This is a genomic window from Sporosarcina saromensis, from assembly GCF_054901285.1.
The window spans coordinates 3,530,419-3,544,854 of record NZ_CM142738.1; the positions used below are offsets into that span (position 1 = coordinate 3,530,419).

The following is a 14,436-nucleotide window of genomic DNA, read 5'->3' on the forward strand; positions in this document are numbered from 1 at the left end:
ATCATACAATTGTCTCTAATTGCTGAGACTATACTGCTTGTTGCTCTTTTCTATTTTGCAGATAGTTTTGAGCAAACATTGCGCCGACAATTAGTACCCCTACGATGTCGGTAATGGTTTCTGGAATAATCATCATGAGTGCACCTGCAGCAAGCACAATCCGCCAAATCGGATGATAGGCCGTTTTGAAATATCCTTCAATAGCTGCACTTAAACCAATTACGCCGATGATTGCAGTGATGGTAATCATCACAATGTCCACTGTTGATGCTACTGGGAATTCACGAGCATTCATCGCAACCCCGGATGTATCGATCATGAGCATCGCTGGATTATAAACGAACATGTACGGAATCAGGAACCCTGCAGCTGATAGTTTCAGTGCAGTGAATCCGGTTTTCATCGGATCTCCTCCTGAGATGCCCGCACCTGCAAACGCAGCCAGTGCAACAGGAGGCGTAATGTTTGCAAAAATACCGAAATAGAAGACAAACATATGTGCAACAAGAATTGGAATATCAAATGCTGCTAATGCTGGCGCAGCCATTGTAGCGGTAATGATATATGCAGGAATCGACGGAAGGCCCATCCCTAACACCATTGAAGCCAGCATTGTAAAGAACAGCGTTAGGAATAAAGAACCTGCACCAAGACTCGCAATGGATGATGTCATCACGTTCCCGAAGCTCGTTAAGCTGACCACACCGATAATAATACCAACGACCGCACACGCTACCATAACGGACAGCGATTGACGTGCCCCGCTATCCAATGCTCCTAAAATGTCTTTGAAAGACATTCTCGTCGTTTTTCGAAGCATCGCCACAACGACTGTGGCAACAATTGTGTAAAATGCTGCGTGTCCGATCGGTACGTTGCGATATAAAAGGAAAATGAGAAAAATGATCGGCAATAAAAGATGTCCTCGCTCTTTCATCACTTCCTTGGCGCGTGGTAAGTCCGGTTTCGGTATTCCTTTTAAATTATCTTTTCCTGCACGAAAATGGACTTGCATAATGACAGCAAGGAAATAGAGTACAGCAGGTATTAACGCCGCTAAAGCAATCGTTCCATATTTCACACCTGTTGTTTCTGCCATGATGAAAGCACTTGCCCCCATAATCGGAGGAAGGATTTGCCCACCAACTGACGCACTCGCTTCAACTGCTCCTGCAAAATTTTTCGAATAGCCAACTCGTTTCATCATAGGGATTGTGAATGCACCTGTACCTACTACGTTCGCAACGGCTGCACCGTTAATGCTTCCCATAAATCCACTGGAAATGACCGCAACTTTTGCGGGACCGCCTTGTTTGTGTCCTGCTAAAGCTAGGGCTAAATCATTGAAAAATTGGCCCATCCCTGACTTTGCCAAAAAAGCACCGAAGAGGATGAATAAGAAGATGAACGATACGGACGCACCGATTGCTGTCGAGTACAACCCTTCCGTCTTCAAATACATTTGGCCAAAGATGTCGCCTAAATCATATGGACGTGTTGCCATTTTAGTTGGTACCCAACTCATATGACTAAAAAACGGATACGACAGGAAAACAAGCGCGAGTAACGGTAATATCCACCCTGTCACCCTACGTGCTGCTTCCAGTATTAGAACAACCGTCATAATCGCCATGACGATATCCATCGTATTGGGAATTCCACCTCGTGTCGTGACGATTGCTGTGTATTCCTTAATCAAATACCCTGCTGTCAGTAAACCTAAAATGAACAGCAACCAATCAAAAATCGCCACTTTACTTCGATCTTGACGACTGTATGTTGGATAGATGAGAAAAATGAGGGATATTCCGATGGCCACGTGAACAGCACGTTGTTGCAGTGCAGGCATCGGGTAAAATGTAATGTACAAATGGTAGAGGGAGTAGAGAATAGCGATTGCTGAGACGAAGAACGCCACTTTCTTCCCTGAAAACTTTCGTACCTTGGATTCCGTGTCAAACTTCTCGAGTAACGCGGCTTGCTGCTCCTCTGTCAAAACGTCCATTTCTGCATGATTCTCTTTCCTATTTTCAAGCTTAGTCAATTTTTTCACCTCTTACTAAATTCCAAATAGAGACTTTCTCGGCATGAATGTTGACCGTTTCATACTCATCGGCGAGTTCATACAATGGAATTTTGTTGTTTTTCGTGTATAAAGTTGTTCGTACATTGCTTGAAACAGCTAAATTGATTTCCTTCATTTGTTCATTAATCGTCATATGAATGAATCCATCATCCGCTTCTATCAATTCAGCTGAAGCTGGAACGCCCGCGCCAAACGTTTTGAATTTTGTCGTCGTTAACGTTAACTGATCGCCATCTCTTTCATACGTTTCAAACCAAGGTTCCTTTTCAACCGAATGAATCCAGCCAATGTCAAATGACGTATCCATCAAATAAAAACGACCATCCGGATAATCCACTTGTATGGCTGGAATTCGTAGTAAAAATAGAGAAAGCAGGAGCATAACGACTATGCCCCCACTTACAAGAATTTTACTTCTGCTCATCGTAGTACTTTTGTGCACCAGGGTGAACAGGTGCTACCATTCCTTTTTGAGCACCTTCAAGTGAAATATCTGCTGCCGCTTGGTGTGAGTTGCTAAGTTCACCTAAGCTGTTAAAGAATTTCTCCGTCAATTTATAGACATCTTCTTCACTTAGTTCACTGCTAACGACAAGTGCATTCATAATTGCCGCTGTCGGTACAGCTTCTGCATTGCCATACGTATCTGCAGGGATGTCCATTGCAACGAAATACGGTTGATCTTTTGCAATTTCTTCGACTTTATCGCGATCTACTGCAACTAGTGCTAAATCGATACTCGCTGCAAGCTCCATTACTGAAGAGTTTGGAAGTCCACTTGTTAGGAATGCTGCATCGACACTACCGGATTTAAGGCCGTCAGCTGCTTCTGCATACCCTAAATAATCGACTTTTAAATCATCATATGTAATGCCAAAACCTGCAAGCAAGTTTCTTGCGTTTACTTCAACGCCAGAGTTTTGATCGCCAACAGCGACACGTTTACCTTTTAAATCTTCAATTGTCTTAATACCAGAATCGGCTGTCGTTACAATTTGAACGAAATTCGGATAAAGTGCTGCGATTTGTTGTACGTTCTCTACTTTTTCTGAGAAGTTTCCAGTTCCTTCAACAGCCTCTGTCAGAACATCACTCATGACAAACGCCATTTCCACTTTTCCTTCTTTAATTAAGTTAATGTTTTCAACGGAAGCACCCGTCGATTGCGGCTTGGAGTTCACGCCAAATTCTTTTGAAAACTCATTTGCTAATGTCGTTCCGATAATGTTGTATGGGCCAGATGATCCACCCGTTGCGATTGTTACAATCTTTGTTTCAAGGCTGTCAGCGCTTTCATCCCCTTTTGACGAACCCCCGTCCTTGTCAGAGTCCCCACAAGCTGCAAGGATTGAAGCACTCATTAAAGCGCTTGCAAAAAATAGTCCATACTTCTTAAACTTCATACCATTCATCCTTCCTACTATTTATCTAACAACTTTTACAATAATACAGTAATATTTTTCTGAAATCAATACATCGTTAATAATATTCATAGTTAAATAGGAATTCTAACTTTAAGAAAATACGTTTTAAGTAGCTAACTGTACGCTAATCATCTATTTAACGAGTTAGTCGATTTTAATAAAATCAAAAAAATACAGTAAATTCCCTTATACTCCTTCAATTATTGCCGATAAAGAGGATAGGAGAATATCTGTAAATTCATATGGAGGTGGCATATTTTGTATTCGAGAATCTTATCGTTAGCTATCCTTTTTTTACTAGTGAGTAGTACATGGCTGACAAGTCCTGTAGCTGCTGCATCGACAGTGAAAGGAACTTTTGTGAAAGTCCAATTTGAGGATGCAGGAAACAATAAACATAAAGTTGAGAAAAAACCGAAATCCATTACGATCAAAACAGAAAAAGGGAAGACAATACATATTGCACTTACTCAACACCCCTCGCTTTCGGTCGATACGCTGCCAGTAAAACTGGATGCTTTTAAGCTAGGAATGGCAGTAGAAGTCTCCATTTCCAATGGGCAAGTGAAGAGCATGAAAGGAAAAACAGGAACCGTTCCCGGTCAATTGGACACACGAGGGCAAATTGTATATGGAACCATTCATTTGGTAAATAAACAAACGATTACGTTAAAAAGAGATGATGGCAACTTAGAGAAGTATCATGTTTCACGCCAAACAAAAATCCTGAAAGATTCCGTTAAGGGAAGTATTAGTAATCTAGTCGAAGGTGATCGAGTAAAAGTTACGGTGAATGTTCCGAACTCATCCTATATGGATGTCATTGAAGTTGTAGGACACGGACGTGAAATAGAAGCGTTCAGAAAAGGCACGATTCAACAGCTTGATGCAGTTACGAATAAACTTCAATTGCGAAACGGTATGAAGTTCTCTCACTATTGGTGGAGTTCCCCTTCCTACTACAGTTCTAATAGTTCGTTACCATTCGCAAAAGATCTAGTCATTCATTATGGAGATGAAGTAGTCGACAGGTACAGTTTTCGTTCCTACAAAAACAATGAAGTGTATTTCGTAACGTCTTCGCAATTTGGAAACGAAGTGATTGAACGAATCATTATCCAACAATCTACCTCAGGAAGTTTGCAAGAAGACATCACTTCCATTGACTTGAACTATGCATACATTACATTGCGTACTTCAGGAAAGTATTATTTCCATGACGGTACGATTTTCATCCGCAATAATCGAATTGTCGACTCTGCTAGCATTGAAAAAGGCGACAAGGCATATGTCATTACAGATCGGATTGACGGCATCGCTCACGTGAATGTTGTGTACATTAAATAAACTAGAAAAGGTGAGATTCCAATCGAATGATACAATTCATAAAACAGTTCAAATTCATGCTCGTTCTTTGCTTAACACTTCTACTAACAAACTTTTTATCTACACCAGTTGAAGCCGCACCTCCTGATTACAGTGGAGGAGTAGCAAATGAGTATACGTACGAAGAAGCTTTCTTTTTGGATAGCTATCCGATTACGTTCAGCGGAAAGCCGACCATTACGGAACGTAAGACAAAAGACAAAATTACGAAGACGTATCGATTTAATCTCACAAGCAAAAGTGGCGATAAACTGACACGTTCCATCGTCTATGAAACAACGCTTGAAAATCGTGCTGATAAGGGACAGACGACTTCCCAAACGACGATTAAAAGCTACTCGGAAAAAATTACAACAGCAAGCAAGGCGGTTTTCACTTTGGATGATTTCCAATTTTCCCAAGCAGCAGTGAACGATAACCGCCCTGCTTCCGACTTTTATTCGGGAGACCTCGTTGGTCGTAAAATTTATAAAGTAACTAGACCAGGTGCACCAAAAGATTACACCGAACTCATCACTGTCCATATGACTGGCCGAAATATGGGTTATGAAAACTTTTGGGGTGCTACCGAGACACAAATTATTGACTATGAAATTATTACGAATTCCGGGACGACATTTGTGACGAGCAAAGTGTCAGACAGTAAAACAAAAACGTTGAAATACCAGCCTCATGACCCGTCGATTTCCAGTTTCCCTGGCGGTCATATTGTTGTAAGCAATTCAGATATGGTCGGAAAATACACGTATGCGTATCCTTATTATTCAAGAGCCGGTGTCATCGAGTTGTCGCAAAAGAATGCAACGTCGATTGAGCGCCTCATTGTTCCAAAGTTCAGGGACTTGAATAAGCATTGGGCAAAAGATGCGATTGAAAAACTATATTCAATAGGGGTTTTTGATGAAACTTCTCAATTCTTTTCACCGAACACACCGATGAATCGTTATCAATACACAATCGGCGTTTTAAAAGCGGTCGACATGCGTGTCTACGATACAAAAAGCAAAGTGAATTCCACAAAATCCATTTTTAAAGATATTGATCGACGGGATAAAGGGTACAGCTATATTGAAAGTGCAGTGAATCAAGGAATCATTCACGGTATCACAGCAGATACCTTCAAACCGGATGACCCCATTACCCGTGCACAAGCAGTTGCCGTACTCGTAAGAGCACTTGGAATGGAAGGAAGAGCGCCAAGTCCTGGCTACAAAACAAAATTTTCTGATGATCGACTCATTCCAAATTGGGCAAAAGATAGTGCATACGTCGCTTACGAGCTCGGCTTAGTGCAAGGCGATGCACATAAACGCTTCAAACCGCAACAACAATTAACAAGAGCTGAAGCGTCTGCAATGATTCAACGTTTCCTAGAATTTCTGGAACACGATTTGCAAGAGAATTACCGTGAGGATATTTTACAGATGAATTAAGATTGCTACATGCATAAAGGCAGTAAGCTCCTTTCAATAGGGGCTTGCTGCCTTTTTGAAACATTCTTTTGATTCACAAGTTAAGTGACCTGTTGAGTAGGTGTTCGTAACGTATGCTTCAACACTTTCCCAGAAGCATTTCTCGGTAAAACCTCCATAAACTCCACTTCATATGGCACTTTGTATTTCGCTAACCGTTCTGTACAAAACGCCATTAATTCCACTTCAGACAATGCCTTTCCTTTTTTTAAAACAACATAAGCTTTCGGTACTTCCCCTAACACTTCATGGGGAATCCCGACAACGGCTGCCTCTAACAGTTCTGGAATTTGATAAAGAACTTCTTCGACTTCCACAGGATAGACATTCTCTCCCCCTCGAATGATCATGTCATTTTTACGATCCACAATATACAGTAATCCATCGTCATCCATTTTTCCTAAATCTCCGGAATATAGCCAACCATTTCGAATTGCACGCCGCGTTTCTTCTTCATCTTTTAAATACCCTTTCATCACTTGAGGACCGCGCATCACGATTTCACCCACTTGCCCAATCGGTAAAGGTTCCCCGAATTCATCTACCACTTGGATGTCCGTTTGCGGCAATGCTTCTCCGACTGAACCAATTTTACTTAACGCTAAATGATCTTTCAGTGTCGTTGCCGCAGGAGAATTTTCCGTCTGTCCATACAAGTTTTGGACCTTCACATTCGGAAACGTTTCTTTCAATCGTTTGACCATTTCGTATGGCATCGGGGCGGCTCCATAGCAAAATAGACGAAGTGATGGGAGATTGATTGTCTTGATTTCCGGCATATTCAATAAGATTGTGTACATCGCCGGAACACCGAAGAAAATGGTTGCATTGGACGTTTGCAGTAAAGCCAATGTACCTGAAGGTGAAAAAGCTTCCTCGATAATGACGGTACCCCCTTTGTAGAGGGTAGGGATCATGAAAACGTGACACGCCGCACAATGGAACAATGGCGTGGAAATTAACATCCGATCACTTTCTGTCATGTCCATTGCTTCAGACCAAATTGCTGCTGTGGAGATGATGTTTTGATGGGTTAACATGACACCTTTTGGCTTACCTGTCGTACCGGACGTATACATAACAACCGCTGTATCTTCGATGTTCATAACGACTTCATTGAATGAAATGTCCTCAGAAATATTTATACCGTCCTCCATACAAATCGGATACTTCTCTTTGAATGCATATTGAGATCGCACAATAACATCTTCCAACCGCTTGTCATACACAACCGCTTTCGCTTCGGAGTGATCGAAAATATATTCCACTTCCGGAAGTGCTAACTTCGTATTAATTGGCATGACGGTTAGTCCAGCAAGTTGAATGCCGAAATAATAGACAAGAAAAGCATCGGAATTCAAGCAATAAAGTGCAATAATATCCCCTTTTTGATAATCGTTTGTCTGAAAAAGTCCCGCCACCTTTCTCACTTGCTCATAGAACTCTCCATAGCTCCATTCCCGTCCATTATACGTAGTACAGACTTTGTCGGGTTGACTCGTTGCATACTGTCGTAAAACATCTGTCATGATCATCGTTTATCTCCCCTTTCTCTAAACTAATATTTCAGACTACAATAATAGTATAAAATATTTAGACTACAAATGCATGTCTATACTTTTTTAAAAGCGTAAACTGCTCATAACTAAACACATTAGGTGGAAGCTATGAGATTTATAGAATAAAGAAGACCGATCACAACGAGGAATTTGTTTACCTATCTTAGAGATATTTTCCGTATTCTTCGAAACAATAGCAGCGAAAGTTTCGTACAACAGTAGAGAAACAAAATAGCACAACTAGAAAGAAGGGATTTTTTCATGAAGAAGTTAGCGTTCTCGTTTATCTTCCTACTCTTCATCCTTGTGGCTTGTACCGATAAAAACGTAGAAGATGCCGCAGAGAAAGAGGTTCCTATTGATACATCGAGTGAAGACTTAACAAGTGATGCAGACAAACCTGAACAAACATACAACTGGGAAGGTGAATACGTTTATCTACATGATACGATTAACGGCCTGCTCACAATTTCCGAGCAGGATCAAAAAGAGTTTACTTATCAACTCGTTCTAAAGCAGACGAATGAGAATAACGAGGTTGTTGCTGAAGAGGACTTAAAAGGCTCCGGTGCAATTACGAATAAAGATGCTCTGTTAGAAATTGCAAACAAAGACTGTCAACTCACGCTTACACACGAAGGAAAATCCCTTCTTGCAAAATCGGAAGGAACGGATTGCAATGAAACACTAGGATTGACCGGGACGTATATCAATCCTGAAAATGGAGAGGCCCCTCCCCTTTTCAAGGTGGATGAAGGACGAATTTATATAAACGGATTGACATTCGGCAATACACCAACCGATGCAAAAGCAATTTGGGGAAATCCGGATCCTGTTGACAGCAATGAAGATGACATTTTAATGGAGCATGAAACTGTTCATCACTATGCTTCGGACAACATGTTCATTACGTATCACAATTACGAACTTTATGCTCTAACGGCAAAAGCCAATGCAGATGATCTAGCCAACGTCAAAAAATCATTTACAGGAGAACATTACAAAGATACGAATTCAGATTCGGAGTTCTTTTTAGTTCCCGAAGACGGTCAGCTGCTCATTTATCGTTCTTCCTATTTTTTGAATCCAGGAGGGCATGAATTTCTGCTTATTGCTGTTGATGAAAACTTCTTTTATGCTGTTGATTCCGGTGCTTATACGAAAGTGAACTAAATTGCAGGAAGAAATAATTAACCAAGCTCTACTTTATATACGTACTATTAGATAGTAAAAAAGAATGCCAACGGATTCGCTCCCCGTGGCATTCTTTTTTTGTTTGCGCTGTTTCTTATAAAGAGCCTGGGACAAAACTCTAAATAGACCGTTACTCTGCGCTCCAAAAGGCACGCTTTCCGCGGGGCGCGCTTGAGCCTCCTCGTCCGCTGCGCTTCCTGCGGGGTCTCAACATTCGCGCTACAATCCCGCAGGAGTCGGCCTTTTTCCGCTCCGATTCACTCATAAATTCGAAAAGAAACATTGGAAAAATATAAAAAAACTGCATGACGGCGAATTTGCCATAATGCAGTTTTTTATGTTATGTCCCAGCCTCCTGTTATTTTACGATGCTTTCCTTAAATCAGACGATCCTGCCTTCTTCCATATTGACTGCACCCATTCCGGATGGTCGATAAAAGGATTGCGGTTCCCTTGCCATTGTTCAATTACATCATTGCGATTCATTTCAAAAGCATCGACTGGATCTTGTTCGTGCCATTCCAATAGCACAGAAAGTTTCCCGTGATACGGATTGTTACTATTGTTCAGCAGCTCATTCAGCTCCAAGTCTACTCTGTCTCCTGCTTCGTACCGTGTCGCCATGTAAAACAACATGCGAGCGACATCACCTTTAACTCGATCAGGTGGTTCCCAGGAGTTTGCCGTTTTAAAACAACCATCACAGCCGTTCACCGGACTCCCACCATTATCAAAATCCAGGTTGCCGCGTGCACTATTTACTCGTACGTCAGTTGGACGCAAATGATGGATATCCGTTCCAGGGCCTTTGCTTGTTCCAAAGTCCCCATGCGATTTTGCCCATACGTGTTCACGGTTCCAATCACCAACATTTCCACCATTCCGATCTTTTGAACGAGACTTACCGGAATAAAACAAAATAACATTGTCCGTGTTATTCGGATCGCTATCCGTTTCCCTTAGAGCAGCCCACACTTCACTATAAGACAGTTGCCGATGGTCTGAAATGATGTCGTGAAGGGCATCTTTTAATGCTTGCCCCTCTTTCCCTAAAGCATTCCGATAATAATCATCTGTAGGGTTTTCAACTTCTTCAGCTGTTACAATGACCGTGAATGTCGTCGTTACGGATTTATCGCCATCTGTTGCTGTTACGCCGACAATGTGATTGCCTTCTTCAAGCTGCAACATTAATTCACCCGTAACTAGATTGATGGTACCTTTTGTTGCGGAATACGTCATTGGTTCTCCATCCGGATCATTAAAATGCTCTGGAAGAGGAATAGAGATTGAATCCCCAACACGAATCTCTTTGTTAGCAATCGGCTTCACGACAATAGGCGCTCGATTAATGACCGGAACAGAAATCCGTTTGCCTTTTGAATTGTAGAAAACGACTTTCGATGCATCAGCACCTTTTACAAAGTCGATTTTACGAATATTTTCAGCTCCGCGGATTTCAAGCGGATGTGACCCTTCCACAATGACATGGCCCATTTCGGTCCCTTTCATATTGACAATTAAGCCCTTTTTCTTCGGTTGTAAAATGACTCTGTTCGTTTTGAAACCGTCTCCTGTCAGTTCTGCATAATCCCCTTTCAGGTAAACACCTTCCTTAAGAGAAGATTGTCCGTCCATGAAGACCGCTACACTTGGTTCAGCAATCATTAACTTCTTTTTGTGTTCATTCACTAAGCGATACTCTTTCTGAATCGGAACAGGTTCCCAAATGACCGGTGCTTCAAAACCGATTTGAACCATAACCGGGTCATGATCACTTGCACGCCCTGCCATATCCGTATAGTCTGCATTAATGTGTAACATGTCCACTTCAGTCTGTTCCACCAAATTATTGGACACTAAAATATGATCGAGCACTTGCGAATTCCCTTGGAAGACGTATGAATAACGATCGCTTTCAGGTACGTGATGGACCATGTTTGTCATTAAGTCACCTTCGTGAATCAACAGACTTTCTGCAAATTGGAAGTCATTAAAATCACCTAGTGACACGACATTTGCTTCAGGGTTATCCGTCTTTATAGCTGAAATGAAGTCATACACGATACGGGCAATTTGCTTCCGTTGTACTTCACTGCCATATACAGGAGGCTGTGTTGCACCGAATAACGGTGTGTCACCCCTCTTCGAATTCCAATGATTCGCGATGACGACCACAGAATCACCTTGGAAATCGAACTGTGCGGCGAGTGGCTTTCGGCTGTTCGCAAAAGCTCCATTGTTCGGATCAATTCGTCCAGGGTTATGCGTTAACTTGCCGTTTACGTAACCCGCAGCAGTCGTCGCATCTCCATGAGGCATTCCTTCCGTCAACGAAACACGTGCAGGATTATACAAAAATCCAACGCGAATATTCGCATTCGGTTGCCCGCCGTCCTCATTGTAGACAGGGTCAATATTCACGTACGCATAACGAGGACCACCTGCATCGACAATCGCCTGAATAAGTCGTTCATAACTTTCATTTGCCCGCGAATCCCCTGCGTCTGGACCATTGTTGTCTTGTACTTCGGTCACACCAATAATATCAGGGCTTTGCATATCGACCGCAAATGCTCTTGCCAGCTTTCTTGCTTTCTCATCAGTTGTCGTCTTTTTGTTATTGGAGAAGTTCTCCAAGTTATACGATGCAATCGTCAGTTTATCATCCGCTTTCACAATCGTCGTCTGCTCAGGAACAGCATCCCCTTTTACATGAGCTGCACGCATTTCATCTAACGACGCATAGATCTTGTAGTTTTGGAATGAATAGCCGACAACCCCAGTTAACGGTCCGGTAAATCGATCTCCTGTCGCAACTTCAAAATCACGTGCCGGGCCATTCGGTTCCAATCTAAATTGGATTCGCTCCGCATTTTGGTCGTTGGCTTTTAACAAGAGTCCACCGTTTAACGTGTCCGTTGCTACCGATTCAAACACCGTGACGAGATCGCCATGTTGTTGCGGTGAAACCGCTTTTACATCGCCTACTTGCACAAGCATCGCTTCACGGCTTTCCCAGAAATCCGCTGCATATGTCGTAGGATCAAAAGTTGAAAATCCTTCTGACGCAATCTGCTCCTTTGGTAAGTTCTCTTCATTAATCATGAAAGGAGTTGGTAAAGGTACATTTCGTCCTAAAACCTCGACATGTCCACCACGATCATTGCGGACATTGATTTGCGTCGTCTTCAAGTCTGTCTCTTGACGATCCGCATAACCGTCAATCGCATACTCACTTACCGTACCCGTAACCGAAACGAGGTCGCCTACCGCCAAATTCCAGACGTCTCTTCCGCTATATAAGACGATTGCTTCAGACGTATGCAAATTTCCATCACGCTTCGCATCGGGCGTTTGAATGTGGTAATACGTAGAACCTTTCAGCTCGTACTTATACGTAACGATCCCTTCAACACCTTCTACGACTTCATTCACAAAAGGCGATGTATGGCCATCTCCTTGAATATCGTGAATAGCAAGTTGCTCCGCAATCGTATAAGTGAACGTTGAAATCTCACTATATCGTCCATCATCTGTTTTCGCGACCGCTTTCACTGTCGCATCTTCTTGAATCGTAATCGGTGTTGCATACGTCACGCCATGTTCAATTGGATTTGAACCATCCAACGTATACAAAATTGTTGCATTTGCTGTGCCCGTTGTGAATGAAACATCGACACTTCCAACAAATGTACCACTACCTGGTTGTGCAACGACAGGTTGTACAATCGTACTGTCAACAATGACATCACCTACGGAACGTGGAATCACTTGATAGTCGTTATCAAATTGCTGGACGATACCCGTTATACTGTCGTACGTCGTCCCTACCGTTAGTCCCAAGGAAGCCGTTTCATCACGAACGATAAATGGATGGCCGTCCGTTGCCATGAAATTCGCCCAACTACTTCCTGTTTGGACGTCTGTAAGAACGACGTTGTGGACGGTTACGAGTTGGGATTCATTCGCTTCGCCAACAGCATCTCCCGTCACAACTTTTGGCGCGGGCTCACCTACGTTTTCCGTTCGGTCAACGAGTTGCGCTCCGTCTAATTGTAATAAGCCTCGGTAATCTGCAAGTGTACCTTGTAGTGTCACTTCATCACCAACAGCAACAGCCAAACTTGTCGGCCTAACCGCTATGCCGCCAGAAGCATCTTGTACCGAAATTGTATTTTTCAATTTCGCTGCGACAATTCCTTTAATGGTGACCGTTTCACCAACAGGCAATGCACGCGCATCTACGATTGGTAAAATCGATGGATCCCCCGGTTCACCCGGATCAGCTCCATCCATCTCATGCGTCCCTAAATGCTCAAACGTATCTTTCGGATAGACAATCCATTCAGCATCACGAGTAAATGCGTCATCTGCAATTGCATCCCCCGAGACGATTGTCGGCTTGCGAACTAACGTCACATCCGTACCCCAATTGCTTCGTGCACCGACTTGTCCAAATGAATCAATGACGTTGTTCGCTTTCTTTAAAACGAGTGCATCATCCCCATTAAAATTTGTAACCGTACTATTTTCCAGATCTCCTTGCTGCTTTATAGCCGCAGAAGCATCGCGATGGTAGACGACAAACGTTTCCCCCGCCGGCAAAGAACCTGTCAATCCCAGCTTATTCGTAGCGGTCGTTGCTCCATTCGCATACAACTCCAATGCGTAATTTTGCAAATCAATTGACTGCGCGGTGCCGTTATACAACTCAATTGCTTTATTAAAACTACTGCCTTCAACATATTCGGAAATAATCAAGTCTGAAGCTGCCGTCTCTGCCCGTACATCCATTGGCATGACAGGCAAAACCATACTAACAACTAATGACAAAGCCAGTAAACCATTTAATCGCTTTTTCCAACTTTTACTTCGCATCGAACCAATCTCCTCCTAGAGTTTGAAATTTGGTGCTGCGCATTACCGTCGCGAGGAAAAATCGCTCCCCTCTTACTAGATTCATAGTCGTAGAGACTACAACACCATCGTATCACTGCCCTGTCAGCATGACTATGCGACTTTTTGTAATATTTAGCGATTACCGAATAATGCTTTCGTTGTGTTTTTCTGGAGTGTGCGTGTGAGGTTAGTTGGAGAAGATGTAGTGAAGGGGTGGATTGGTTGACGGAGATGATGCGTGGCGTGCGTTGTGTTGCGAAACGGCTGTGTTGTGATGCGAACGCTTTACGATGTGATACGAACGGGTTACGTTGTGATACGAGCACTTTACGTTGTGTTACGGCGCGACCGTTGTGATGCAAACGCTTTACGTTGAGATACGAACCGATTACGTTGCGATACGAGCACTTTAC

The 14,436-nt window shown here is 42.7% G+C and carries 8 protein-coding genes; 3 read left to right on the forward strand and 5 right to left on the reverse strand.

The window, feature by feature from the left end; genetic code table 11:
- Positions 1 to 28: 28 nt before the first annotated feature.
- From ACVHUV_RS17895 to ACVHUV_RS17905, 3 genes are read right to left on the reverse strand one after another with little or no spacing between them, the layout of a single operon-like run.
- Entirely contained in the window at positions 29 to 2,005 is a 1,977-nt protein-coding gene (locus ACVHUV_RS17895) for a TRAP transporter permease (RefSeq protein ID WP_462086946.1), read from the reverse strand.
- Positions 2,006 to 2,036: 31 nt separating this feature from the next.
- Positions 2,037 to 2,510, reverse strand: a complete 474-nt coding sequence (locus ACVHUV_RS17900; RefSeq protein WP_462085509.1) for a DUF1850 domain-containing protein — start codon at positions 2,508 to 2,510, stop codon at positions 2,037 to 2,039.
- On the reverse strand, positions 2,497 to 3,489 hold the full coding sequence (locus ACVHUV_RS17905) for a TAXI family TRAP transporter solute-binding subunit (RefSeq protein ID WP_371389086.1): 993 nt from the start codon (positions 3,487 to 3,489) through the stop codon (positions 2,497 to 2,499). The genes ACVHUV_RS17900 and ACVHUV_RS17905 overlap by 14 nt, the downstream gene beginning before the upstream one ends.
- Before the next feature lie 279 nt (positions 3,490 to 3,768).
- On the opposite strand from ACVHUV_RS17905, the gene ACVHUV_RS17910 reads away from it, so the two are divergent.
- Complete coding sequence (locus ACVHUV_RS17910; RefSeq protein WP_462085510.1) at positions 3,769 to 4,857, forward strand: hypothetical protein; 1,089 nt, start codon at positions 3,769 to 3,771, stop codon at positions 4,855 to 4,857.
- Between the two features lie 26 nt (positions 4,858 to 4,883).
- A complete protein-coding gene (locus ACVHUV_RS17915; RefSeq protein WP_462085511.1) occupies positions 4,884 to 6,329 on the forward strand; it encodes an S-layer homology domain-containing protein in 1,446 nt (481 codons plus the stop codon).
- 80 nt (positions 6,330 to 6,409) lie between these two features.
- Here the strand turns inward: ACVHUV_RS17915 and ACVHUV_RS17920 are convergent, their stop codons facing one another.
- Positions 6,410 to 7,903: a class I adenylate-forming enzyme family protein gene (locus tag ACVHUV_RS17920; RefSeq protein ID WP_462085512.1), complete on the reverse strand. Its 1,494-nt coding sequence runs from the start codon at positions 7,901 to 7,903 to the stop codon at positions 6,410 to 6,412.
- A 285-nt stretch (positions 7,904 to 8,188) separates the two neighbouring features.
- On the opposite strand from ACVHUV_RS17920, the gene ACVHUV_RS17925 reads away from it, so the two are divergent.
- Complete coding sequence (locus tag ACVHUV_RS17925; protein WP_462085513.1) at positions 8,189 to 9,100, forward strand: hypothetical protein; 912 nt, start codon at positions 8,189 to 8,191, stop codon at positions 9,098 to 9,100.
- Between the two features lie 384 nt (positions 9,101 to 9,484).
- Here the strand turns inward: ACVHUV_RS17925 and ACVHUV_RS17930 are convergent, their stop codons facing one another.
- A complete protein-coding gene (locus tag ACVHUV_RS17930; protein ID WP_462085514.1) occupies positions 9,485 to 14,002 on the reverse strand; it encodes an endonuclease in 4,518 nt (1,505 codons plus the stop codon).
- Between the last annotated feature and the right edge of the window lie 434 nt (positions 14,003 to 14,436).